This window comes from Parcubacteria group bacterium CG10_big_fil_rev_8_21_14_0_10_36_14, assembly GCA_002772895.1.
Classification (GTDB): Bacteria; Patescibacteriota; Patescibacteriia.
The window spans coordinates 1-24,488 of the sequence record PFCS01000040.1 but is presented as its reverse complement, the minus strand read 5'-3'; the positions used below and the strand labels follow the sequence as shown (position 1 = coordinate 24,488).

Sequence of the window (24,488 nt, the reverse complement as noted above, 5' to 3'; positions counted from 1 at the left end):
AATTAGCGGTTAGATATATAAATTATTATACTATTGGTGTTATTATTTTTGGACCGTTTTCTGTTATTGCCACTGTTGCTTCAAAATGCGCCGCTCGACTTCTATCTGCTGTTACATATGTCCAACCGTCTTCCGCAATATCTATGTCCTCACTGCCCATAGAAAGCATCGGCTCAATCGCGATTACAAGCCCTTCTTCCATAATTACACCATCCATATTTTTATCATAATAATTTGGTACAACTGGCGATTCATGAACACTATAACCCACTCCGTGTCCAACAAGTTCTTTTATAACAAAAAATCCTTCGCCTTTTGCAATATTTTCTATCCGCTTTCCAATTGCAGAAATAGGAGCGCCTGGCTGACATTCTTTTATTGCCTCTTCCAAACATTTTTTTGTTGTCGCCAAGAGTTTTTTATTTCTTTGATCAGTGCTTCCGGCAATAACAGTTGTTGCCATGTCGGTTATCATCCCTTTATACTTAAAACCTAAATCAAGATTTACCATATCTCCGTCTTTTATAATATAATCAATATTTGCCGGCGTATGAACTATCCCCTCATTAACAGACATACAAAGCGCGGCAGGATATTTTTTATTTCCCTGCGGAGCATAGCCCAAAAATGCCGGCACACCACCCGCTTCTTTCATTAGGCTATTTGTTGTTTTTTCTAACCCTAAACTTGATATCCCAGCCCTTACCATTGCTTTTATTTCACCCAAAATCCGGCTCAATATTGCGCCACCTTGCATCAAATTATCTATATCTTGTTTAGTTTTTAATCTAATCATATGAATATATCTTAACAAAAAACGCCATATTTTACAATTATAAAAAGCCCTCTCGGGCCATATTTCATTTATCCAAACTATATACTAAGAAAACCATTAATTCTCTAATGCATTAATAATTTCTTGCCGAACTTCTTCTATGCTTTTTGTTCCATCAATACGAATTAACTTGTCTTGTTCTTTATAATAATTAACCAAAGGCTCTGTTAAGTTATGATAAATATTTAAGCGCACTGCAATTGCCGACTCTGTATCGTCAGGACGTTGAATAAGGTCGCCTTGGCATTTATCGCACTTGCCTTCTTCTTTTGGCGGGTTGCTACTCAAATTATATACTGCCCTGCATTTAGAACATATTCTTCGAGCTGTCATTCTTTTTAGAACAATAGCATCCGGAACGTCCAAAAAAATAGCTTTATCAATATTAATTATTTCTTCCAAATGTTTTTCTTGAAGTATATTTCTTGGATATCCGTCAAAAATAACTCCATTTTTATAAACTTCTTTTTGTAATTCTTCTTTTATAATATCATTCATCATTTCATCCGGAATTAATTTTCCCACATCAATAAAAGAAGCGATCTCTCGCCCTTCTGCATCATCTATTGTTTTTTTATTTCGTAGAATGTCTCCGCTTCTAAGAATAGGGATATTTAGCTTTTCCGACAAGCGTTCCGTTTGAGTCCCCTTTCCCGATGTTTGCGGACCCAAGAAAATAATATTCATAATTTTTTAGCTAACTTCCTCAATAGTTTACACTAAGCAATTTCTAATATTTATCGTATTCTCTCATCAATAATTGTGATTCTATTTGTTTTACCGTTTCAATTACCACCGAAACAACGATAAGTAAACTGGTACCGCCAATAACCAAGCTTTGTAATCCAGTAACTTGTTGCATTATCAAAGGCAGGATGGCCAATGCGCCCAAGAAAAGCGCGCCAGCAAAAATAATACGATTAATAACATATTTTAAATAAGCAGCAGTATTTTCTCCAGGCCGTATACCAGGAACGAATCCGCCTGATTTCTGCAAATTTTCGGCAATTTGATGAGGATGAAAAATTACAGATGTATAGAAATAAGTAAAAGCAACAACTAGGACAAAATAAAGTATGCCATAAAGAAGTTGATTTCCAAAAAGTTCTATAACTTTTTCTGCAAATCCGGCCACCCATGCGGTTTTGGCTCCTACAAAAAACTGCGCTATCATTGGTGGAAATAGAATAATAGAAATTGCAAAGATAATAGGAATAACGCCGGCAATATTTACACGTAAAGGAAGATGACTGTCTACTCCGCCGTACATCTTGTTTCCTCGCACCCTTTTTGCATAAGAAATAGGGATGTTCCTTTGCGCCTCATTCATCATAACTACTCCAATTACCGTAACAACGGCAATAGCGATAAAGGCTAAAAGATTTATCATCTGAGCCCTGTCGTAAGTAACGATAATTTGTTGAAGCGCGCCAGGCAATTGGTCAACGATTCCGGCAAAAATTAAAAGAGAAATTCCATTACCAACTTTTTTTTCAGAAATAAGCTCACCAATCCACATCAAAAATATAGTGCCTGCCGTCATCGTTATCATCATTGAAAAAATATTAAACGGCGACAAATCGGAAAAAATCTGTCTTGAAGAACGAGATATTAAATTAATCATTGCGTATGATTGTAAAAATGCCAAAGGAATAGTTAAATATCTGGTGTATTGATTTATTTTTTCTCTTCCACCATCTTCTTTTGAAAGAGCTTCTAGACGTGGAATAATCATTGAAAGAAGCTGAAAAATAATTGATGCTGTAATGTATGGGGCAACTCCCAAAGCAACTATGGAAAAACTTGCCATAGCTCCGCCGGAAAAAATGTTTACTAATCCCAAAATTTGATTGGAAGAAAAAAATCTTTTCAAATTTTCTACATCAACTCCCGGCATTGGGATATGTGCCGCTATTCTAAAAACAGCAAGCATGCCCAAAACAAATAAAATCTTATTTCGAACTTCTTTATCTTTCCAGATTTTTGTAAACTTTTCGAGCATAAATTTGATATCTAATATTCAATAAAAAAATACACGAGATACTGTTTACTCTATTTTCCCACCAGCTTTTTCTATTTTTTTAACAGCGCCGGCAGAAATCTTACAATCTTTGATTGTTAATTTTTTAGTTAACTCACCCGAGGAAACTATTTTTACTTTTTCAGTTTTTGAGTCAATCATTTTTTTAGATAATAAAACTTTTGGAGTTACCATTTCTCCATCATTAAAAAATTTATCCAGCTGAGATAAAGTAATTGTATGAGGTTTGAAGTGGACACTCTTAAATCCACGAAGTTTTGGGGTAGCCAAAACAATGTGCTTCATTCCTTTTAACTTTAATCCGCTAACACCGGAACGTGATTTCTGTCCTTTAATTCCTCTTGTAGAATACGAACCGTGTCCGGATGCATTTCCGCGACCTATTCGTTTTTTCTTTTTTCTAAGAGTATTTGGACTTAAATTGTGTAATTTGATAGACATATGACTATTTTCTCAACTGTTTTAACGCCTCAAATGTTGCGTATAAAATATTTATCTTATTTTTTGAACCCAATATCTTTCCAGTAACATTCGGCACTCCGGCAAGCTCAAAAACAACACGCATTGCTCCGCCTACTTTTATACCTCTTCCTTTAGTTGCCGGCTTAATCAATACCTTTCCCGCGCCAAATTTTGATAAAACCTCGTGTGGAATTGTTTCGTTTTTAAGAGGCACTGAAAGAAGAGTTTTCTTTGCTTCTTTTGCAGCCTTAGAAATCGCAGTAGAAACGTCACTTGATTTACCAATTCCAAATCCTACGCGTCCTTTTCTATCTCCAATAACAATCGTAGCGCGAAAACTCATTTGTTTTCCACCTTTTGTAACGCGAGTTACGCGCGCAAGATCAACAAGTTTCTGGTCAAACTCTTTTTCTTCTCTTGGAGGTCTTTTTTTAAAATTTTTCTTCATCATAATAATGTTTTGCGATTAAGGTATAATTAACTGTTAAAATTGTAGCCCTCCCTCTCTGGCACCGTCTGCAAGGGCTTTTATTCTTCCATGATATTTATAAGCACCTTTATCAAAAACAACTTTTTTTATTCCTTTTTCTCCAGCCTTTTGGGCAAGCAATTTTCCTACCAATGAAGCAGTCTTTGATTTATCTAAACCTTTTTCTTTTATTTCTTTTGAAGAAGCGCTCACTAATGTCTTTAGTGCAACATCATCTATCAATTGTGAATAAATACCAGTCAAGCTTCTTTTCACGCTTAATCTTGGACACTCTGCAGTGCCTTTTGCTTTAACGCGGATTTTACGTCTCAATCTTTGTGCTTGTTTTTGCTTTTCTTTGTTCATAAAGTTAGCGATTAACAGTTTAAGATATAATCATTATTTAACTAATAACCTATATGCTAATAGCTTTTTTTAGCCAGCAGATTTTGCGGCTTTTCCTGCTTTTCTTCTTATGACTTCGTCTGAATATTTGATTCCCTTGCCTTTATACGGCTCTGGCTTTCTAATTTTTCTTATTTGTGCCGCCATTTCTCCAACCAGTTGCTTATCTATTCCCAAAATAGTAATAACATTTTTCTGAACTTCTGCGCTAATACCTTCCGGTAAAGCAAACTCTACAGGATGTGAATACCCAACTTCTAATTTTATTGTATTTCCTTGCAATGCTACCTTATATCCAACTCCATTTACTTCTAATTCTTTTTTAAATCCTTCCGTAATACCACAAACCATATTATATATAAGTTTTGCCGAAAGTCCCCAAATTGCTCTATCTGCTTTATTTAAGGGATTTATAACTGATACTTGTATAAATTTTTCATTTCCCTCTTCTTTTATTTCTGCTTTTGCATGATCGTGCAACACTAAGGATAGGGCTCCTTTCGGTCCTTTAACTTTTACTTCCCGGCCCTCAATATTGACCTCAACGCCACCTGGAATAATAATTGGTTTTTTTCCTATACGACTCATATTTTTATAAATTTAATATATCTCGCAAATTATCTCGCCTCCGATATTCTGTTTTTTAGCATCTTTATTCGTCATAATTCCTTTGGAAGTTGAAACAATAGCAACTCCAAAACCATTTAATACATTCGGCATGTCTTTCGCACCTTTATAAATTCTTCTGCCCGGCCTACTTACTCTTTTTATCATTTTAAGCGCTGGCATATCATTTCTATAAATCAAAGTGACAACAAGCTCTTTCTTGCTCATTTCTTTTTTTCCTTCTATTTTTTTTACTACTTCTTTTACATTAGCAACATAACCGGTATTTTTTAAAATATTGGCAATAGCAAATTTTGTCTTAGACGTAGGTATCAAAACTTCATGCTTTTTTGCCAAGTAAGCATTTCTTATTCTAGTCAACATGTCTGATATTGGATCGCTTAACATAATTATATTAGGACTTAGGAAATAGAGCTTAGAGTCTGGTTTATTTTACCCTATTCGCTATAACCTTGTATCCTTATTTATTATTTACCAACTGGATTTTTTAATTCCTGGAATCTCTCCCTTATTAGCCAACTCCCTAAAGCAAATTCTGCATAATTTGAAATCTCTCATATATGCTCTTTTTCTTCCGCAACGCCAACATCGGCGCACTACCCTGGTGCTGAATTTTGGTTTTTTATTTGATTTTACTATTTGTGCTTCTGTGGCCATAATCTTAAATCTTATTTTACGATTTTTTAAATGGAAATCCTAAATACTCTAGTAAATCTCTCGCTTCATCATCTGTCTTTGCACTTGTTACAAAAACTATCTCCAATCCATGTAGTCTGTCGGTATCAGAAGGGCTTAGCTCTGGAAATGCAACCTGATCTTTTAATCCAATGCTATAATTGCCATTGCCATCAAACGATTTTCTGGGAATACCACGAAAATCTCTAACGCGAGGCAATGTTACATTTACAAACTTATCAACAAAATCATACATTTTTTCTTTTCTAAGCGTAACGCTCATTCCAACTATATTACCTTCTCTTATTTTAAATGAAGAAATAGATTTTTTTGCTTTTCGTAAAACCGGCTTTTGTCCGCTAATCTTAGATAAAGTTGTTAAAACGGCTTCCTGAATATTTGTATCTTTTAATTTTGCGTTTATGCCAACATTCAAAATAACCTTTTCTAAATGAGGCACTTGCATCGGATTTTTATAACCGTGTTTCTTCATTAATTCTGGAATTATCTTTGAATTGTATTTTTCTTTTAATTGCATATTACTTAATTTATCGTTTAACAATTAGCGGTTAGCGATTAGGATATAATTATTTAACTGTAGCCTAAACGCCATACGCTAATTGCTGTTTAGAATGTTGCTTTACACTTTTTGCACTGTCTCATCTTTTTCTTATTTTCACCTACTGCAAATCCAACTCTTGTTTCTTTTCCGCATTTAGGACAAGTAATAATAACATTGGAAACATTGATTGGAGAAGCAAATTGTATTTTTACCCCTTTTTCACCTTCTTTTTTCGGTTTTTGGTGCTTCGTCAACATATTAATCCCTTCAACTATAACTTTATTTGAAGCTTTTAATACTTTAACAATAGAACCGCTTTTTCCGCTGTCCTTTCCTTTTATTATTTTTACTTTATCGCCTTTTTGTATTTTCATATTAATAAATTTATCTATAGCACCTCTGGCGCTAACGAAATTATTTTATTAAATCCTGCTGCGCGAAGCTCTCTTGCAATCGGACCAAAAATTCTAGTACCTTTTGGATCTTTTGATTTTGGATCAATAACAACAGCTGCATTTTCATCAAATCTAATATAGGTTCCGTCTTTTCTTCTGGTTTCTTTCCTTGTTCTTACAATAACAGTCTTCACGACATCTCCCTTTTTTATCGGAGTATGCGGAACTGCTTCTTTTACAGCACAAGTTATAATGTCACCAATACGAGCATATCTTTTTTTATATCCGCCAAGTACCTTAATACACTGGAGCTTTTTTGCTCCGCTGTTATCGGCTACTTTTAACATTGATTGAACTTGAATCATATATTTTAACTTTTACCTAATAAATTACACGCCATTTTTTATCTTTACTATACGGTCTGCATCCGACAAATGCTACTTTATCACCTACCTTGTACTGATTTTTTTCATCGTGAACTTTATATTTTTTACTGACATTATAAGCTTTGTGGTATTTTGGATGGCTTACTCTTCTACCAATCTTAACAACTATGGTTTTTTCCATCTTATCGCTTACTACCACTCCTTTTAATTTTTTAATATTTTTTTCCATATATTATTTCGTTTGCTTTAAAGCTGTCAGTGCTTTTGCTATTATTTTTTTTGTTTTATCAACTTCTGTAATATTTTTTAGACTACGGTTTGCAATTTTAAATCTTAACTCACGCAATTTTTCTCTGCTCTCTTTCACTAATTTATCAAGTTCTGCTTTTGGTTTATTTTTCAATTCTTTATATTTCATATTTCTATTTTTTAACAAATTTTGTTTGAACAGGCAACTTATGTCCAGCCAGTCTAAAAGCATCACGTGCGACTTCTTCTGTAACGCCACCAAGCTCAAACATTACCATTCCGGGTTTTATAACTGTTACATAATGATCAACTGCGCCTTTTCCAGAACCCATAGGTACTTCTGCGCCTTTTTTTGTAACCGGTTTATCAGGAAATATTCTAATCCAAACTTTTCCGCCTCTCTTTGTAAAATTAGTTATCGCTCTTCTGGCTGATTCTATCTGACGAGAATTTACCCAACAAGAAGTGGTTGCCTTTATACCAAATTCTCCAAAAGCCACAGTTAACTTAGACGTCGCCCTTCTTTTGTTTCTGGCGCGTCCTTTATGCCACTTCCTGTGTTTTACTTTTTTCGGCATTAACATAAATTTAACTGATGACTAGTGACTAACTGCTAATAAATTATTATTAGTAATTAGTTAATTTTATTTATTTATTTTCTTCTTCTTTTTTATCCATATTCTCTTTATCGTCCTTTGTCTCAAATATTTCACCTCTATAAATCCATACTTTAATTCCAATACATCCATAAATGGTTCTAGCTGTTCCATTTGCATAATCAATATCAGCTCGCAAATTCTGCAATGGTACGTTTCCCTTTAATAACTTTTCTGTTCTAGCTATCTCTGCGCCATTCAATCGTCCGGCAAGAGCCATCTTTACTCCCTTTGCGCCTGCCTTTGTTACTCTTTCAGCGGCTTGCTTCATTACTCTTCTAAAAGGAACACGTCTTTCTATCTCACTTATCATTGATTGCATAACGATGTTGGCTGACAAAGAAGGTCTTTTTACTTCAAAAATATTTATATTGAAATTCATTTTCTTACCTCTGAAAAAATTATCTTTTATCTTTTTCTTCAATTCTTCCGTACCTGCACCTGATCGACCGATTGCTACACCCGGTTTTGCCGCATTTATAATAATATTTAATGAATCCCCTTTTCTTTCAATTTCTATACCATCAGGACCTGCGTCCTTTATTTTATCAAGTACAAACTTTTTTATAAGAATATCCTGCTTAATTAGATCAGCATAATCTTTTGGTTTAGAATACCACCTGGATCCCCAGGTATATATGCTTGACATTCTAAATATTTTTGGATGGACTTTGTGACCCATAGTAATGTGAATTAGGAATTAAGAACTTTCTTTTTCTTATCTTTTTTTTCAGAAACGTTTTTCTTTGATTCTTGATTTTTGGCTTCTGTTTCTTTCTTATCTTTCTTTGCAATAACTGTACTTTCTTCGGTTATATCTTTTTTTAGCTCATCTAATATAATTTCAATGTGGCAAGTTCTTTTACGAATAGCACCGGCTCTGCCAAAAGCACGTGGCATCCAACGCTTTAACATTGGTCCGCCATCTGCTTTTATTACTTTAATATATAAATTATCTTTTTGTAAATCAAAATTGTGTTCTGCGTTCGCAATTGCCGAATTTAATAACTTGATAATAGGTCTTTTCGCCCATTTATTAGAAAAATTAAGAATATCCGAAGCTTCGGAAACTTTTTTTCCTCTTATCATATCTATCACCAATCTAACTTTTCTTGGTGACATTCTTAAATATCTTGCCTTTGCTTTGATCTCCATAATATTTTAACTAATTAGCTTTTTATCTATTTTCCTTTTTCTATGTCCTTTTGCTTTTTTCCACCATGTCTTATAAACTTTCTCGTTAACGCAAATTCTCCCAATTTGTGTCCAACCATATTCTCTACTACCAAAACTGGCACGTGCTGTTTTCCATTATGAACTCCGATTGTAAAACCTACCATTTGTGGAGTTATGGTTGATGCACGGGACCAGGTTTTTATAGTTTTACCCGGTTCGCCTTGCTCTATTTTTTTCATTAGTTTTAGATCTACAAATGGACCCTTTTTTAAACTTCGACTCATAATATTTTATACTTACAACTTATTATTTATTCTTAATAAAATCTTATTTTCTTCTCTTTCGTTTTCTTCTCTGAATTATTAATCTATTTGATGCTTTCTTTTTTCTTCTGGTTTTTATACCCAAAGCTGGCTTCCCCCATGGTGTTTTTGGATGTTTAAGACCAATAGGTGTATTGCCTTCTCCACCTCCATGTGGGTGATCTACTGGATTTTTTGCTTTACCGCGAACAGTCGGCTTTATACCCATATGTCTTTTTCTACCTGCCAATCCTATTCTTACCAAAGCATACTCACTATTTCCCATTACTCCGATTGAGGCACTACAGGTCTTTAATACTAATCTTATTTCTGAAGAAGGTAATTTAATCTGAGCATAATCTCCCTCTAAACCCATGAGCGTTGCTCCCATACCTGCTCCGCGAACAATTTTTCCACCAGCTTCAGGGCTTAATTCTATATTATATATCATTTCGCCAACAGGAATATTTTCTAAAATTGTTCTGTTTCCAGTTTTAATCGGAACTTTTCCTTTTGAAGAGATTACTTCGTTCCCAATCTCCAATCCTTGAGGAACTAGAATATAACTCTTCTTGCCGTCTTCGTATTGAATTAAAGCTATGTTTGCACTTCTATTCGGATCATATTCAAATGTAAGAACTTTTGCCGGCAAATCATATCTATTGCGTCTAAAATCAACAATTCTGACATAACGTTTTGCGCCTCCACCACGATGATGAACGGTAATTTTTCCTTGTGCATTTCTGCCTCCGGATCTTTTTTTAAAAAATATCAAATTCTTCTCCGGTCTTTTTTTAGTCAAATCTGACTTATTAACCGAAGATTTTCTTCTTCCTGGAGTTGTTGGTTTGTATAATTTTATTGCCATACTTATTCGTAATTTTTTATACTCCTTCGTATATTTCCAGCTTTTCTCCCGGAGCCAGAGTTACAATCGCTTTTTTCCAATCACTTCTTTTGCCTGTGTGTCTGCCATATCTTACTGATTTTCCCAGTACATTTACTATTCTGACATCTCTTACTTTTACACCGTATAAAGCGCTGACCGCTTTCTTTACCATTATTTTGTTAGCGTCCATTTTAATCTGAAAAGCGTACTTACCCAAAACAGCCATATCAGAAATTTTCTCAGTAATAAGCGGTTTTAATAATACTCTATACACTTCGGCCTTCATTCTTTTCTTTTCTATTTTTGTTTCTATTTTAACCTTCTCTATTTTTTTAGTGTCATTTTTCTTAGCTACCGAGGTTTTGGTTGTTTTTGTTTTTTTTGCCAATTCCAAAGTTTTCTCAGCTGCATTTTTCTGATTTTCTGCTTGTTTTTCCAATTTCTCTTCTTTTTGTTTTCTAAAAAATCTAGTTATTAATGACATAATATTTTAGCTCAATCTTTTTTCTAATTCCAATATGCTCTTTTTTTCTATAATTATATTCTTTGCAGTCATTGCATCCAAGATATTTAAATCCTTACCTGCAATATAATTTACATTCGGCACGTTGCGAATCGCAAGTTTTATATTCTTATCAACACCTGATATGACAATAGTCTTTCCTTTCAAATCTTTTTTAAGTTTGGTGAATAAGTTCTTGATTGAAGACATAAATTGTTTTGTCTTCGGCTCTTTTACTGCAAAAGCGTCAATTGCTACTATCTCGTTGTTTGCAAGTTTATCACTCAAAACCATTGCCAATGCTTTTTGTTTTGTTTTTTTATTTATTTTTAAGTTGAAATTTCTATCCTTTCTCGGACCAAAAGTAATACCTCCACCAACCCATATTGGTGATCTTGAAGATCCGTGTCTTGCTCGTCCTGTTCCTTTTTGTTTCCATGGTTTTTTACCACCGCCACGTACATCTCCTCTTGTTTTGGTATGAGCATAAACACTACGCTTGTTAGAAAGCATAGCAACGGTAACCTGATGAAGTGTATCGTCATTTGCCACAACATTAAAAACCTCGTCTTTCAAGTCTATCTCTTCTTTCTCGGTTCCGTCTAAATTGTATATCTTTACTTTTGCCATATTTAATTGCTTACGACTCAGAACTACATTTTATGGTTATGAGACGTAAGCTATTAGCTTACTTGCCTTGGATATATAACAATGAATTTCTTGCTCCCGGTACTGCTCCCTTTACTGCCAAAATGCTGTTTTCTTTATCAACTTCAATAATTTCCAAATTTTTTATTGTTGTTTGGTCTGTTCCCATATGACCACCCATTTTCATTCCTTTAAAAACCCTTGCTACACCTTTTGAACCGATTGAACCCGGCATTCTAAGCTGATCTTTATGTCCATGAGAAGCAGGTCCGCCATGAAAACCATGTCTTTTTACAACACCCTGAAACCCGCGTCCCTTTGATATACCAATAATATTTACTTTTTCACCTTCTTCAAATTGTTCAACTCCGAGATCCTGTCCTTTTTCTAATATTTTTACATCTTCCAACCTAAATTCATTTAGAGTGCCATGCATTTCCAATCCTTTTAAATGACCTTTTTCAGGTTTATTTAACTTTTTCTTAGGAAATGCTCCCAATTGGACAGCGTTATAACCATCTTTATCTTTAGTTTTGACTTGCGCTATCTGATTTTTAGGTGCAAAAATCAAAGTCACCGGGACTACAGCGCCATTATTTCTAAATCTCTGTGACATTTCCAATTTTTTTCCAATTATGAATTTCATAATTTTTTCTAAAATAAAAAGTCAAAAATCTATCTACAAAACCACGGTCTCAAAAATAGATTTTTGACCTTTTCTTAAAGTAGGTTTTATTCTAGATACCAATTAATATTAGAACGTTTTTAATGCCCTAATTCTTATTCGGACTCAACAAGGAGGTTTTCTAATTGCAAATTGCAATTTTTAGATCTTTCTCCTTGGACCCTAAATTGTAAAAGATTTTCTTTTTTCGCCCTTTTCTACTTATTTCTACATCTTTATTTCTACGTCTACACCGGCAGGCAAGTTCAAGTTCATTAATGCGTCAACTGTTTTATCCGTAGGATTAACAATATCCAGAAGCCGTTTATGGGTTCTCATTTCAAATTGCTCACGCGCATTTTTATGAACAAAGGTTGACCTGTTAACAGTATACTTTCTTTTTTCGGTCGGCAAAGGTATCGGACCGTGCACTGTGGCTCCGCTTCGTTCCGCACTATCAATTATCGTTTTGGCCGATTGATCAATTATTTTATGATCGTACGCCCTAATTTTAATGCGTATTCTGTTTTGCGTTTCTTCTTCTTTTTTTAAAACTGCTTTTGGCATAATCTAAATACAGAACGCTGGGACGAACAAAACGTCCGCCCCAGCGCAAAGATTTATTTTAATATTTTTGTTACTGCTCCGGCACCGACAGTGCGTCCGCCTTCGCGGATAGCGAATCTCTGTTTTTCTTCCAAAGCAACCGGGGTAATAAGTTTTACTGTTACTTCAACCTGATCTCCAGGCATTACCATCTCTGTTCCTTCCGGTAAGGTTATTTCGCCGGTTACATCAGTTGTTCTGATATAAAATTGTGGCTTGTATCCTTTGAAGAATGGTTTATGGCGTCCGCCTTCTTCCTTTGTCAATGCATAAATTTTAGCTTCAAATTCAGTATGAGGAGTTATAGTTCCTGGTTTAGCAATAACCTGTCCACGTTCAACTTCGTCTTTCTTTAAGCTTCGAAGCAAAAGACCTGCGTTATCACCTGCTCGTCCTTCGTCAAGTTGTTTATTAAACATTTCAATACCGGTTACTACTGTTTTCTGGGTATTGCGAAGACCAACAATTTCAACTTCTTCGTTAATCTTAATTATACCTCTATCAATTCTTCCAGTTACAACTGTTCCACGTCCTTCAATTGAGAAAACATCTTCAATCGGCATTAAAAATGGTTTTTCAATATCTCTTACAGGTTCTGGAATATAGTCGTCTAATGCTTTTACTAGATCTAAGATTGGTTTTGAAGTTGCTTCATCAGAAGGATTTTCAAGTGCTTTTAAAGCAGAACCTCTAATGATTGGGGTTTCATCACCAGGAAATTCGTATTTTTTCAATAAGTCCCTTACTTCTTCTTCAACTAAATCAATCAATTCTGGATCAGATACTTGGTCAACTTTATTCAAAAATACCACAATATAAGGCACACCTACTTGTCTGGCAAGCAATATATGTTCTCTTGTTTGAGGCATTGGGCCGTCAGCAGCAGATACAACCAAAATAGCTCCATCCATCTGAGCGGCTCCAGTAATCATATTTTTTACATAATCGGCGTGTCCCGGGCAATCGACGTGAGCATAATGTCTTTTATCTGATTCATACTCAACGTGAGCAGTAGCAATAGTAATACCGCGCTCTTTTTCTTCAGGAGCGGCATCAATTTGGTCTACTGATTTATCTTGGGCAATCATACCGTGAGCAGCTAAAACTTTTAAAATAGCCGCTGTAAGAGTGGTTTTCCCATGATCAACGTGGCCGATTGTGCCAACGTTTACGTGCGGTTTTGTTCTTTCAAATTTTCCTGCCATATTTTTAAAATTTTGAATTTGGAATTTTGAATTCAGAATATCTTTCTGCATTCATAATTCACCATTCTGTATTTGTTTAATTTTAGCAAATTATTAATTTTTGAAACTGAAATATATTATAGCACAAATAATTTATATTGACAAGGGTAATATTTTTAACTAATTTTAGCCAATTATTCCAATGGTTCTAAATAGTATCTTTCTTCTTCATTTAAAGTATTCTTTTCATTCTTATCTTGAATATCTTCTTTATTCTGTTTTTCTTGCTGTTCTTCACGCCATTTACTTATATCGTCATTAACCTTTCTCATTAATTCAGCATCGTCAAAACTATTTTCTTTTACTGTTTCTTCAAATGAAAAAGTATCTTCTTTTTTATCTTCGCATCTGCATACAGAAGCTTTGCTTTCTTCTAACGGAGCTATAACAAAGGCATCTCCAGTCGCCTCGTCAATAACAATCGCCTTCCCTTCTTCTTTTGCTATTTTTTTTATTTTTTTAAAAAGCTCACCCATACAATAATAAAATGGTCATTATCCAATGATCGATGATCAATGAATTGCCAATAGTCAATTATTAAATAAATTTTATTTAAAAAACTTACTTCTTTCTTCCTTCAATTATCTCTTCGGCAACATTTCTTGGAACTTCAGAATATTTAGCAAATTCCATTGAATAGCTCGCTCGTCCTTGCGTCATTGAACGCAATTCTGTCGCATATCCAAACAATTCTCCCAAAGGAATAATCGCATCAATAATCCTTGTACTGTCTTTCTCGCGCATTTCTTGTACTTGTCCGCGCTTTGAGTTGATATCTCCAATAACATCGCCCATAAATTGTTCAGGAGTAGTGACCTCAACTTTCATTGTTGGTTCCAATAGTATAAGCCCGGCTTTTTTTGCTGCAGCGGAAAACGCCATTGAACCAGCAATTTTAAATGCCATTTCCGATGAATCAACCTCATGGTAAGAACCATCATAAACACTTGCTTCAATATCAATGACCGGATATCCAGCTAAAATACCTTTATTTAGTGACTCTTTAATTCCTTTTTCAATGGCAGGAATATATTCTCTCGGAATAACTCCGCCCTTTACTTCGTCATTGAACTTAAAGCCCTGACCTTCTTCACGAGGGTTAACTCTAATCCAGCAATGTCCATACTGTCCTCGTCCACCGGATTGTTTAATATATTTACCCTCTGCCTCTGCTTCTCCTTTGATTGTTTCTTTATATGCAACCTGAGGTTTTCCAACATTTGCTTCCACTTTAAACTCTCTTTTCATTCTATCAACAATAATATCCAAATGAAGCTCGCCCATTCCAGCAATAATTGTCTGTGAAGTTTCTTCATTGGTATAAACACGAAATGTTGGGTCTTCTTCTGCCAGTTTCTGAAGGGCAACACCCATCTTTTCTTGGTCTACTTTTGTTTTTGGTTCAATAGCAACGGAAATAACCGGTTCTGGGAAAGTTATTGATTCTAAGATTATAGGACTATCTTCATCGCATAAAGTATTTCCAGTTGTTACATCTTTAAAACCAATCGCGGCAGCAATATCTCCGGCATAAACTTCGGTTATCTCTTCTCTATGATTTGCATACATTCGTACGATACGTCCAACTCTTTCTCTCTTTCCAGTTGAAGAATTATAAACATATGAGCCGGCTTTAAGTACGCCGGAATAAACGCGGAAAAAACAAAGACGTCCTACAAAAGGATCGGTTGCAATTTTAAATGCAAGAGCAGAAAAAGGTGCGTTATCTTCTGCTGGACGTTCTAACTCTTTTTCCGGATCTTTTATATCAATTCCCTTTACCGGAGGAACTTCTAGAGGAGATGGTAAATAGTCAACAACTGCGTCCAAAAGTAGCTGAACTCCTTTATTTTTTAGAGCAGTTCCACAAAATACAGGAATAATTTCAAAATTGATGACGGCTTTTCTAAGTGTTGACTTTAGATCTTCTAAGGGAATTTCTTCGCCTCCCAAATACTTATTCATTAAAGCTTCGTCCTGACTTGCGATTGCTTCTATAAGCTTTTCTCTATACTCACGCGCTTTATCTTTCATATCTTCAGGTATTTCTATTGTCTCCACATCTTGTCCTAATTCATCTTTATATATAACAGCGTTTTTCTCTAAAAGATTTACAATACCTTTTAAATCGCTTTCTATACCAATAGGAAGTTGCATTGCATATGCTTTTTTAGTAAGACGCTCATGGATTGAAGCCAGGTCGGCATAAAAATCAGCGCCCGTTCTATCAAGCTTATTTACAAAACAGATTCTTGGAACTTTATATTTATCTGCCTGATGCCAGACGGTTTCTGATTGAGGCTCTACACCGGCGACACCGTCAAAAACAACAACACCCCCATCTAAAACACGAAGGGAGCGTTGAACTTCTACGGTAAAATCAATGTGTCCCGGAGTATCAATGATATTTATACGATTATTTTTCCAAAAACAAGTTGTCGCGGCTGAAGTAATGGTGATACCTCTTTCGCGTTCTTGTTCCATCCAATCCATTTCTGCTTCGCCTTCATGAACTTCGCCAATTTTGTGCTTCTTTCCAGTATAAAACAAAATACGCTCGGTAATGGTTGTCTTACCTGCGTCAATATGGGCAATAATACCAATATTTCTTATTTTTTCTAAATTAAATTCTCGAGGCATAAAAATTTATTGTTTAACGGGCGAAATGAGCAAAAGCGCGATTTGCTTCTGCCATTCTCTGAACATCTTCTTTCTTTTTTATTGCTGTTCCTTCATTTTTTGCTGCAGCCATTAACTCTTCGGCTAGTTTTTCCGCCATTCTTCTTCCTTTTTTATCTCTGCTAGCACCCAAAATCCATCTTGAAGCAAGTGCAAATTTTCTATCTCCTTTTACAGGAAAAGGAATTTGATAATTGGCTCCGCCAACACGTTTGCTTCTAATTTCTAACTGAGGGCTTACATTTTTAATAGCAGTTTCAAAAACAACTAATGAATCTTCTTTTGTTTTTTCAGAAATTATATCCAATGCATCATAAAGGACAGCTTGCGCAACTGTTTTCTTGCCTCTTCCCATTAAATAATTAATAAATTTCGCAACTTGAAGATTGCTATACTTTACATCTGGTTTAATTTTTCTTTTTGGTGCTTTTTTCTTACCACGCATAATAATTTACGATTTAGGTTTTTTAACGCCATAAAGAGAACGGCTATTTTTTCTTCCTTCTACACCCTGAGCATCATATATGCCTCGTACAATATGATATCTTACACCTGGAAGATCTTTTACTTTTCCGCCCCTTATCATGACAATTGAGTGTTCTTGTAGGTTATGCCCAATTCCAGGAATATAAGCTGTTACTTCCTGACCGTTTGAAAGACGAACTCTTGCGATTTTACGTAAAGCTGAATTAGGTTTTTTTGGAGTTATAGTTGTAACCTTAACACAAACTCCACGCTTAAAAGGGCTTCCTTTTGAAATCTCTGTTTTTTTGCGTCTCAAAGTATTATTAACAAATTGCATTGCTGGCGATTTACTTTTCTTTTTTGCGCTTTGTCTTCCTTTTTTTATCAGTTGATTTACTGTTGGCATATTTAAAAAATAAAAATCTTATTTTAAGTTAATATTGTAAAATAATTTTACCATATCCGTCAATAAACGTCAAGTATCTAAAAAAACTTATAGACAAACTGTATAATTCCACTAAAAATTACTGAAAAAATACCTATATTAAAAATATTATCAATCAAGATAAGACCTATCAAAATTATAGGACCTTGGCTACTAAGATGCGCTTTTAATTCTTCATATTTTGGCTTGTCTAAAAGCGTAAAAAGTAGTCTTGAGCCGTCTAAGGGCGGAATCGGTATAAGATTAAAAACCAGCAATATTGTATTTATAATAATAAGCAGGTTAATAAATTGAAGAAGAAGATTGCCAGCGCTAAGAACCGTAAAAATGCTTAAAAATTTTAATGCAGCTCCAAAAACCGCTATATTTATCAAATTCGCCAAAGGACCAGCAAGAGCCACAAGCGTCATCCCCCACTTTTTATATTTTAAATTATATGGATTGGTTATTACCGGTTTTCCCCAGCCAAACCCAACAAGCATCAGCATAAAAAAACCCAACCAGTCAATATGGGCCAAAGGATTTAACGTAAGTCGGCCCATATCCTTTGCCGTATTATCTCCCAATCTAAAACTGGCATAAGCATGGGCAAACTCATGTGTGGAAAGAGCTATCAATATCGCTCCTATCCAAGCAATAAAAAATAATGGATTGTCGGATAATAATGAAATAGGCATAACTTCCTATTATTATATACGCTTTCCTAAAAAAATCAAGAAAAACCCGCATCTTGTTTGATGCGGGGAATGTTAAAAGCCGGGTTCTAATGAACCAACAGCTTGAAAAGCCAGAGGCGGAATCCGGGGATGTAGCGGCCGGACTCAACCAACGAACTGCGATAAGCGCCATTTAGAATTTCTTCTTGTTCTGTTTTTACTGGTGGATTGGCTTTTAAATGAATAATGAGCTTTGGCTCAATCACAAGGAGATAGACAACTGTCAAACCATAGACACCAATCATTACAAAACTCGCGTAAGGCGCGTAGCTGAAGATTAGAAAAACAAGGGCGGTTTGCAGTGAGTAGAGCGGAATAACTTTCCAAAAACCGACTCTGTTGTCTTTAGCGACAAAAATGGCGAGAGTGACGGAGAAGACGGGGAAAGCGGCGAAGGCGGCGAGAGTGGCGGCGAAGGCGGTGGTGTCGAGGGTGATGAAGACGGTTGCGAAGGCGGTGGCGGCGAAGGCGGCGAGAGTGGCGGCGAGAGTGGCGAAGGCGACGACGAGAATACTACTCTCTAATTTTCCGATAATCATATAAGTGATAACATACGCAATATATGAAATAATCATTACAACCGCGTTCCAAAACAAGGTTTTTCTTTTATTGCTCATATTTTTTAGCATTTCAATCCTCCTTTTGGATTTGTCAAACAACTTATGTAAATGTTACCATAATTTTTGCTTTTTGTCAAGTCCTTGACTTATTTAGTAATGCCTGTTATATTAGTAATTAGTAATCAGTAATTAGTAAATTATTATGTCCAAAAGATGCGATATCTGCGGACGCGGAAGCAAAAAAGCCGCATCTCGCAGCCACTCAAACATAAAGACCTTGCGCAGGCAAAATATCAACCTTCAATCAAAAACCATTGATGGAAAAAAGAAAAAAGTTTGCGCAAAATGCATAAAGACAGCAAAAAAAAAGTAACCGGTAAGCGGTAGTTATTTATATTATAAAACTCCGGGCATACGCTCGGAGTTTTAGATTGATGTTGCAATAATTGCAAATGAAATAATCTTTGCTAAACGTCTTAACTTATCTATACTTATGAACCAATCTTTATAAATCTCCAGTTGGATGGCGCTACTCCTCGGCTCCTTATTTTTTATCCATTTTACTAAAGTAAAATCTTTGCTCGCGCAAAATTTTTCACCATCCCGAGATTCTCCATCCGGAATATAAATATACATATTGCGCCTATCAAACGGCTCGGTACCCCACAGAACCCAGTTGGCAAGTCGTCTGCCAAATTCCAAATCAATATTTCCGCAAACCGTTTGCCTGTGATTAGTCCCAAGCATAATATCAAAATTTCCAATTACTGGTTGATGTTGAAATGCATGCAAGTCAAAAAGTATGCACTTTCCCCATTTTTCAAGGCATTCCTTCACGCACTTCAAAACTTTTTCATAATAATTAAGTATTATATACCTGCGCAATCGACGTCTTTCTACATTCTGCACAATAAGATATGGCCTAAAACCAAATTTTTCTTTCATACAATCGCGGATATCGGCGCCTAAAAAAAGCGTCCCTTCGTCATTTTGCCGTTCTGGCCGCCTTATTGGCAAATCAACTGTTATTAATCTACCCAAACTCCCATCATGTGGTACGGTAATTACAATCGGAATATTACCTTCAAAAACGTTTACAAATTTTATCTGCATCTTCTCCTCCTTATAAAACGAGCATTATAATATCTAACCATAAAAAAACCGCCTTGTCAATCAAGCGGATTTTTTTAATTCTAATATTTCTTTAATCCTTTCTATTGTCTTATCTATTTTCCCCGGTTCATTTTTAATTATATAGTCAAATAAGCGCGCCTTATTTATTTCTCTTTTTGCGAGCTTTGTGCGCGTCCCGAAATCTTTGGGCAAAATTTTACCACGTTTCCTAATCCGTTCTGACAGCTCTCTCAACTCTGCCATTAAAAAAATGCTAATTGCCCTCGGAATTTCTTTTTTTATTTTTTCCGCGCCTTGAATATCTAAAACCATCAGAACAAATCTATTTTTTTTGCAAAGCTTCTTTATATCCTTTAAGCTGTTCCCATAAAAATTTTCATAAACCTTTGCGTGCTCAAAAAATTCTCCTCTATCAAGCATTATCTTAAAAATTTTTTCGCTTATAAAATTATAATCTCTGCCATCACGCTCACTGTCTCTCCTCTTACGGGTAGTGTAGGTTACGACCCGCTTAATACTTTTATTTTTTTTCAATAATTCTAAAGCTATTGTTGTTTTTCCAACGCCTGATGGTCCGGTTATTACAATTAAATTTTTTGGATTAAATTCCATAGAATTATTTTAATTTTTTTAAACAATTTTTCAATTCAACCGGCAATTTGCTTTCATACTCTACTCGTTCGCCTTTTAAGTTTTTAAATCCAATAATATGTGAATGTAGAAAAATTCTACCCAGTTCGCAAGGAGTTTTTATTTTTTGTTTTCGCAGATGATAGATATTGTCTCCGACAATTGGATGATTGTATGCCAACATATGAGCGCGAATTTGATGCGTTCTGCCAGTTAAAATCTGCACACATAAATATGTATAATTTTTGTAATGATTCAAAACATCAAAATGAGTAGTAGCTTCTTTTCCTTCACTCTCTTCCGGTCTCGCGGCCATCTTGCCTTCTTTGGCTCTCGCAATTACAAATTTAATGTCATCTTCATCTTTTTGTATTTCACCATAGACCAGTGCCAAATAATTTTTTTTAACTTTACGCTCTTTGAATTGTTTTTTTATATGCTTAAAAAATATTTTCGTTCTTGCTACCAACAAAACTCCACTCACATCTCTATCTAAACGATGAACGATCCCCCAGCGATACTCGTCTCCCACGCCTTCTATCTCCGGATAATCCTTTAGAAGAGCATCTGCCAAACCATTTTCTCCACCTGTTTGATGTGTCAGCATTCCTGCCGGTTTTTCAACTATCAAATAATTTTTATCTTCATGCAGTAAATTATATTTCCGCTGTGTTTTATTTTTTTTATTATTTATTTTCTTACTTTCTTGTTTTATTGAAACCTTGTTATTTTCTTTCAAAAATTCATGCACTTTTGCCCGCTTATTATCTACCAAAACCAAACCAGCTCTAATTTGTTTTTGCCAGTAATTTCTTGAATGCCTGGGTATTTTTTCTATCAAAAATTTATCCAATCGTTTGTCCTTGTCTTCTTTTTTAACTTTTATTATTGACATATATAAAATTGTATGCTATTTTTTAAAAAGGAGAAGAAAAATGGTTCATAAAAATTTTGCTTCATCCGAACACCTTAATGATAGTTATGCGCTTCAACCCACTCCTTCAGCTCTTGCAATCAAAATATTTTTTGGACTTTTACAATATGGCTTCGACAAGTTTTGGCAATTTAATGAAAAACATGAAATTGCAACAAAATATCTTGACTTTTGCGACCATTTCCTAAAATAGTCAAAATCACCCCGCTTATTTAACGGGGTATTTTTTTTTCACAAACTTTTTTGCTTCTGTTATATTTTTGATTCTACCGCTTAGTTGTTCCTCGCGAAGAGATTTCAAAATTTCACCTATTTTTGGTCCGGGTTTTAAATGCTCTATTTTCATTATCTCATTACCATCCAAAAAAGATTTTGGCAACTGTGGTTCTCTTTCTGGCTTCATTGCTTTTATAATTTTCATTGCTTTCTTAAATCGCGTTAGATCCGGTGCTTTTCCCGCAGGACGTGTAGCGCTAGCATCTGCCAAAAATAACTGCATATGAGCCATACCACTGAATCTATCATTAAATAAATACTTTTCTATCGTCGTTTTTTTCATCTTTTCCGGCGCGCTATGCATAAAGAGTAAATGATTTTTTATGAGCCATTCCACCTCTTCTCCATCAATACCAACGTCAGGTGGCGATGTAAGCTTTAGTCGGTCTATAATTTTCTTAGCAATTTCTGCGCCTTTTTTATCATGATTATAAAAAACGATTTTATTGCCCATTTTCTTTTTCGTAACAGGTTTTGCCACATCATGAAAAAGAATTGCAACTTTTGTTGTAAGTTGAGGCGGTTCTTTAAAATAACTCTTGAATAATTTTGAATCCAAATTTTTTAAAGCTAAAAGGGTATGGGTCAATACATCGCCTTCGCTATGGAACTCTTTTGGCTGGCTACACCCTTTCATTTTTAAAACCTCGGGCATCAAAAACTTCAATGCTCCGCATTTCATATACATATTAATCGTCTCTATCGGATTGGCATTAAAACTTTTTAAAAATTCTCCCGCAATAACCTCATACGGAACTTTACGCTCTCCCTTTACTTTATCGTTAATATGCCCAATATTATTTTTAACTGCTTCCAATGTCTTTTTATCAATTATAAATCCGAGCTGAATTGCGAAACGTATTGCACGAAGCATCCTGGAATAATCTTCACGAAACCTTTCTTTTGGGTCGCCAACTGCACGAATAATTTTTTTCTTCAAATCATAAAATCCATTAAAAGGATCTTCCAGTTTTTTATCCAAGATGTTCCAAGCTATTGAGTTAACTGTAAAATCTCTACGTGATAAATCCTCATTTACCGGCAAATTAGGGTCTGATTTAATTTTAAAATCTTTATATCTACCGGTACCATATGCAAAATCCTTGCGCGGAATAGCAATATCAATTTCATTTGATGATTTATCTTTACGAAATTTCAACACACTGAAACGTTCGCCGACAAGATTGACTTTTCCTATTTTTTTGAGCTCACGCTCCAAATTCTTAACCTTAACCTTTCGCACCAATAAGTCTATATCTTTAATCTGCCTACCTATTAATATATCTCTTACGCTTCCGCCAACTAAATAAAATTCCGCTTTACCAAATTTTTTCTGCAATTTATGTGTTAAATCAAAAATACCCTGCTCTTTGAGGGTTTTATCAAATTTATTTATAATCTTTTTATCTAACTTCATATATTATTATGATAGCAATATATATCCTTAATTTCAATATAGGATTATATCCACCCGCTACATTATTTTCTAAAACCGTCGGTATATAAAAGCCCTTGGGATCGCCCAAGGGTTTTAAAATTTCGGCAAAGCGTATGAATGCCAATTAATGGCATAACAAATAAAAAACAAAACTAACGCGAGAAAAAGAAAAAAAGCAATACACAAAATAATTTTTTTTAAAGAGTCCGACATTGACATGTAGTAACGTCCAAAAAAAAGTTTTCTTTTTTTGCCAAACATTTTTTCCTCCTATGTTAATATTATAAAATTTTTGTATCAATGTCAAAATATTGACCTAAAAATAAAAATTTGGTTTACTATATAATATTATAACTAAAAACTTAATAAAAAATTCTATGTTTGATAAACTCAAGGGGTTAAAAAATATGCAGGAACAAGCAAAAAAAATGCAATCCGAACTTTCCTCGCAAAGAACAACCGCAAGCGAAGGTGGAGTCGTCCTCACTTTGGATGGCAATATGGAACTCCACGATATCCGGATAAACGAATCGCTACTTACTCCGGAGAAAAAAAATAATTTGGAAACACTTATCAAGATCGCCCACAGAAAAGCAACAAAACAGGCGCAAAAACAAATGGCAAAAAAAATGCGCGAATCGGGCGGTCTTGGCAATCTGGGAATTCCCGGGTTTTAGCCGTAAATTAAAAAATGCTCTGCGTACACAGAGCATTTTACTTTTTCTCCAATTTTTTATGCCAATAAATTGCAATTATCTTTCTTCTTTTTTTTGAATTGCCATATGCTTGCCAGTAGCGATATGCCGGCGTCCGTCTCAAAGAGCTTGTGCTGATTGTCCAACCGCCACCGATATAAAATCCGATATGTCCATGCCATCCTTCGGAATGACTAAAATATATCTTATCCCAAACGATTACCGCGCCTTTGCGTGGTTTCGAAATTTTCTTCCAACCGCATCGTTCCATTTCTTCCGTCAAACCATCTACTGACGTTCGCCATTCTTTTATTAAATCAAACTGGCGCAAAATCGTACTTACAAAATACGCGCAAGATAAATTTCCGTTCTGTAAAGCATCTTCGCCTTTCCCTTTGATTATATAAAATAAATTTCTAAATACCCTGCTTCCAACACTATTCTTAATCATTTTGAGATATGAAGGAAAAAGATCTAATTTATAAAGGAGCGTATCTTCTGTTGCCACTTTCTTCTTCTCCTCTGCGTTTACAAGCAATGGCAAACAAAAAATCAATAATACTACTGACATATTTTTCATTGCATCCTCCATTCATAGTTAATAGCATAAATTTAAAAAACAGTCAAGGGTTGATCATTCTTGCAATAATCTAAACTGAACGCACCACCCAATTAGAAAAATATGGTCAAAACCATTAAAGTGGTGGATATGTCAAATAATTT

38 protein-coding genes are annotated in these 24,488 nt (G+C 34.9%); 3 read left to right on the top strand and 35 right to left on the bottom strand.

Translation table 11 applies throughout. The features are described from left to right. Positions 1-25 precede the first annotated feature (25 nt). The 30 genes from map to COU51_02775 form a co-directional block, all read right to left on the bottom strand. Positions 26-796: a type I methionyl aminopeptidase gene (map, locus tag COU51_02920; protein ID PIR66645.1), complete on the bottom strand. Its 771-nt coding sequence runs from the start codon at positions 794-796 to the stop codon at positions 26-28. Between the two features lie 96 nt (positions 797-892). Further along, positions 893-1,522 (bottom strand): adenylate kinase, encoded by a 630-nt coding sequence (locus tag COU51_02915; protein PIR66644.1) that lies wholly within the window; start codon positions 1,520-1,522, stop codon positions 893-895. 43 nt (positions 1,523-1,565) lie between these two features. After that, complete coding sequence (locus tag COU51_02910; GenBank protein PIR66643.1) at positions 1,566-2,837, bottom strand: preprotein translocase subunit SecY; 1,272 nt, start codon at positions 2,835-2,837, stop codon at positions 1,566-1,568. Between the two features lie 45 nt (positions 2,838-2,882). Next, positions 2,883-3,317 carry a 50S ribosomal protein L15 gene (gene rplO / locus COU51_02905; GenBank protein PIR66642.1) on the bottom strand — a complete coding sequence of 145 codons (435 nt, stop codon included), beginning with the start codon at positions 3,315-3,317 and terminating at the stop codon, positions 2,883-2,885. A 4-nt stretch (positions 3,318-3,321) separates the two neighbouring features. Then, positions 3,322-3,789: a 30S ribosomal protein S5 gene (locus tag COU51_02900; protein PIR66641.1), complete on the bottom strand. Its 468-nt coding sequence runs from the start codon at positions 3,787-3,789 to the stop codon at positions 3,322-3,324. 33 nt (positions 3,790-3,822) lie between these two features. After that, complete coding sequence (locus COU51_02895) at positions 3,823-4,173, bottom strand: 50S ribosomal protein L18 (protein ID PIR66640.1); 351 nt, start codon at positions 4,171-4,173, stop codon at positions 3,823-3,825. A gap of 69 nt (positions 4,174-4,242) precedes the next feature. Then, positions 4,243-4,800 (bottom strand): 50S ribosomal protein L6, encoded by a 558-nt coding sequence (locus COU51_02890; GenBank protein PIR66639.1) that lies wholly within the window; start codon positions 4,798-4,800, stop codon positions 4,243-4,245. Positions 4,801-4,812: 12 nt separating this feature from the next. After that, entirely contained in the window at positions 4,813-5,229 is a 417-nt protein-coding gene (locus COU51_02885; protein PIR66638.1) for a 30S ribosomal protein S8, read from the bottom strand. A gap of 81 nt (positions 5,230-5,310) precedes the next feature. After that, entirely contained in the window at positions 5,311-5,496 is a 186-nt protein-coding gene (locus COU51_02880) for a type Z 30S ribosomal protein S14 (protein PIR66637.1), read from the bottom strand. 16 nt (positions 5,497-5,512) lie between these two features. Continuing rightward, on the bottom strand, positions 5,513-6,052 hold the full coding sequence (locus COU51_02875) for a 50S ribosomal protein L5 (protein PIR66636.1): 540 nt from the start codon (positions 6,050-6,052) through the stop codon (positions 5,513-5,515). A gap of 89 nt (positions 6,053-6,141) precedes the next feature. Then, positions 6,142-6,450 (bottom strand): 50S ribosomal protein L24, encoded by a 309-nt coding sequence (locus tag COU51_02870; GenBank protein ID PIR66635.1) that lies wholly within the window; start codon positions 6,448-6,450, stop codon positions 6,142-6,144. A 14-nt stretch (positions 6,451-6,464) separates the two neighbouring features. Continuing rightward, positions 6,465-6,836 carry a 50S ribosomal protein L14 gene (locus COU51_02865; protein PIR66634.1) on the bottom strand — a complete coding sequence of 124 codons (372 nt, stop codon included), beginning with the start codon at positions 6,834-6,836 and terminating at the stop codon, positions 6,465-6,467. 16 nt (positions 6,837-6,852) lie between these two features. Then, positions 6,853-7,086: a 30S ribosomal protein S17 gene (gene rpsQ / locus COU51_02860; protein PIR66633.1), complete on the bottom strand. Its 234-nt coding sequence runs from the start codon at positions 7,084-7,086 to the stop codon at positions 6,853-6,855. A 3-nt stretch (positions 7,087-7,089) separates the two neighbouring features. Then, positions 7,090-7,338, bottom strand: coding sequence for a 50S ribosomal protein L29 (rpmC, locus tag COU51_02855; GenBank protein ID PIR66632.1), 249 nt, complete (start codon positions 7,336-7,338; stop codon positions 7,090-7,092). Next, positions 7,280-7,690: a 50S ribosomal protein L16 gene (locus tag COU51_02850; protein PIR66631.1), complete on the bottom strand. Its 411-nt coding sequence runs from the start codon at positions 7,688-7,690 to the stop codon at positions 7,280-7,282. The genes rpmC and COU51_02850 overlap by 59 nt, the downstream gene beginning before the upstream one ends. A 64-nt stretch (positions 7,691-7,754) precedes the next feature. Further along, positions 7,755-8,444: a 30S ribosomal protein S3 gene (locus COU51_02845; GenBank protein PIR66630.1), complete on the bottom strand. Its 690-nt coding sequence runs from the start codon at positions 8,442-8,444 to the stop codon at positions 7,755-7,757. 11 nt (positions 8,445-8,455) lie between these two features. Then, positions 8,456-8,917, bottom strand: a complete 462-nt coding sequence (locus COU51_02840; protein ID PIR66629.1) for a 50S ribosomal protein L22 — start codon at positions 8,915-8,917, stop codon at positions 8,456-8,458. A gap of 26 nt (positions 8,918-8,943) precedes the next feature. Continuing rightward, on the bottom strand, positions 8,944-9,222 hold the full coding sequence (locus COU51_02835) for a 30S ribosomal protein S19 (GenBank protein ID PIR66628.1): 279 nt from the start codon (positions 9,220-9,222) through the stop codon (positions 8,944-8,946). A 43-nt stretch (positions 9,223-9,265) separates the two neighbouring features. Next, entirely contained in the window at positions 9,266-10,108 is an 843-nt protein-coding gene (locus COU51_02830) for a 50S ribosomal protein L2 (GenBank protein PIR66627.1), read from the bottom strand. 16 nt (positions 10,109-10,124) lie between these two features. After that, positions 10,125-10,415: a 50S ribosomal protein L23 gene (locus COU51_02825; protein ID PIR66667.1), complete on the bottom strand. Its 291-nt coding sequence runs from the start codon at positions 10,413-10,415 to the stop codon at positions 10,125-10,127. A gap of 204 nt (positions 10,416-10,619) precedes the next feature. Then, positions 10,620-11,261: a 50S ribosomal protein L4 gene (locus COU51_02820; protein PIR66626.1), complete on the bottom strand. Its 642-nt coding sequence runs from the start codon at positions 11,259-11,261 to the stop codon at positions 10,620-10,622. Between the two features lie 58 nt (positions 11,262-11,319). Beyond that, positions 11,320-11,925: a 50S ribosomal protein L3 gene (locus COU51_02815; protein PIR66625.1), complete on the bottom strand. Its 606-nt coding sequence runs from the start codon at positions 11,923-11,925 to the stop codon at positions 11,320-11,322. A gap of 246 nt (positions 11,926-12,171) precedes the next feature. Continuing rightward, positions 12,172-12,510: a 30S ribosomal protein S10 gene (locus COU51_02810; protein ID PIR66624.1), complete on the bottom strand. Its 339-nt coding sequence runs from the start codon at positions 12,508-12,510 to the stop codon at positions 12,172-12,174. Positions 12,511-12,563: 53 nt separating this feature from the next. Further along, positions 12,564-13,754, bottom strand: a complete 1,191-nt coding sequence (gene tuf / locus COU51_02805) for an elongation factor Tu (GenBank protein ID PIR66666.1) — start codon at positions 13,752-13,754, stop codon at positions 12,564-12,566. A gap of 173 nt (positions 13,755-13,927) precedes the next feature. Further along, complete coding sequence (locus COU51_02800) at positions 13,928-14,269, bottom strand: hypothetical protein (protein ID PIR66623.1); 342 nt, start codon at positions 14,267-14,269, stop codon at positions 13,928-13,930. Between the two features lie 85 nt (positions 14,270-14,354). Next, positions 14,355-16,433: an elongation factor G gene (gene fusA / locus COU51_02795; GenBank protein ID PIR66622.1), complete on the bottom strand. Its 2,079-nt coding sequence runs from the start codon at positions 16,431-16,433 to the stop codon at positions 14,355-14,357. 13 nt (positions 16,434-16,446) lie between these two features. After that, on the bottom strand, positions 16,447-16,917 hold the full coding sequence (locus tag COU51_02790; GenBank protein ID PIR66621.1) for a 30S ribosomal protein S7: 471 nt from the start codon (positions 16,915-16,917) through the stop codon (positions 16,447-16,449). A gap of 6 nt (positions 16,918-16,923) precedes the next feature. Further along, the gene (locus COU51_02785; protein ID PIR66620.1) at positions 16,924-17,343 is read right to left on the bottom strand and encodes a 30S ribosomal protein S12; all 420 of its coding nucleotides are present in this window, start codon (positions 17,341-17,343) and stop codon (positions 16,924-16,926) included. Positions 17,344-17,420: 77 nt separating this feature from the next. Then, on the bottom strand, positions 17,421-18,059 hold the full coding sequence (locus tag COU51_02780) for a site-2 protease family protein (GenBank protein PIR66619.1): 639 nt from the start codon (positions 18,057-18,059) through the stop codon (positions 17,421-17,423). A gap of 86 nt (positions 18,060-18,145) precedes the next feature. Then, positions 18,146-18,727: a hypothetical protein gene (locus tag COU51_02775; protein ID PIR66618.1), complete on the bottom strand. Its 582-nt coding sequence runs from the start codon at positions 18,725-18,727 to the stop codon at positions 18,146-18,148. Between the two features lie 133 nt (positions 18,728-18,860). On the opposite strand from COU51_02775, the gene COU51_02770 reads away from it, so the two are divergent. Further along, entirely contained in the window at positions 18,861-19,031 is a 171-nt protein-coding gene (locus COU51_02770) for a 50S ribosomal protein L28 (protein PIR66617.1), read from the top strand. 53 nt (positions 19,032-19,084) lie between these two features. Here the strand turns inward: COU51_02770 and COU51_02765 are convergent, their stop codons facing one another. Genes COU51_02765 through COU51_02755 form a run of 3 tightly spaced genes read right to left on the bottom strand, consistent with a single transcriptional unit; the run spans position 19,085 to position 21,317 of the window. Continuing rightward, the gene (locus tag COU51_02765; protein ID PIR66616.1) at positions 19,085-19,771 is read right to left on the bottom strand and encodes a hypothetical protein; all 687 of its coding nucleotides are present in this window, start codon (positions 19,769-19,771) and stop codon (positions 19,085-19,087) included. A gap of 60 nt (positions 19,772-19,831) precedes the next feature. Further along, the gene (locus tag COU51_02760; protein ID PIR66615.1) at positions 19,832-20,404 is read right to left on the bottom strand and encodes a guanylate kinase; all 573 of its coding nucleotides are present in this window, start codon (positions 20,402-20,404) and stop codon (positions 19,832-19,834) included. 4 nt (positions 20,405-20,408) lie between these two features. Next, positions 20,409-21,317, bottom strand: coding sequence for a hypothetical protein (locus tag COU51_02755; protein PIR66614.1), 909 nt, complete (start codon positions 21,315-21,317; stop codon positions 20,409-20,411). Here COU51_02755 and COU51_02750 point away from each other — a divergent pair. Next, a complete protein-coding gene (locus COU51_02750) occupies positions 21,286-21,549 on the top strand; it encodes a hypothetical protein (GenBank protein ID PIR66613.1) in 264 nt (87 codons plus the stop codon). The two genes, COU51_02755 and COU51_02750, sit on opposite strands and share 32 nt — an antisense overlap. Positions 21,550-21,564: 15 nt before the next feature. Here the strand turns inward: COU51_02750 and COU51_02745 are convergent, their stop codons facing one another. Then, a complete protein-coding gene (locus tag COU51_02745) occupies positions 21,565-23,049 on the bottom strand; it encodes a hypothetical protein (GenBank protein ID PIR66612.1) in 1,485 nt (494 codons plus the stop codon). A gap of 398 nt (positions 23,050-23,447) precedes the next feature. Between COU51_02745 and COU51_02740 the strand changes: the two genes are divergently transcribed. Next, positions 23,448-23,747 carry a nucleoid-associated protein, YbaB/EbfC family gene (locus COU51_02740; protein PIR66611.1) on the top strand — a complete coding sequence of 100 codons (300 nt, stop codon included), beginning with the start codon at positions 23,448-23,450 and terminating at the stop codon, positions 23,745-23,747. 37 nt (positions 23,748-23,784) lie between these two features. Here the strand turns inward: COU51_02740 and COU51_02735 are convergent, their stop codons facing one another. Next, on the bottom strand, positions 23,785-24,357 hold the full coding sequence (locus COU51_02735; GenBank protein ID PIR66610.1) for a hypothetical protein: 573 nt from the start codon (positions 24,355-24,357) through the stop codon (positions 23,785-23,787). Between the last annotated feature and the right edge of the window lie 131 nt (positions 24,358-24,488).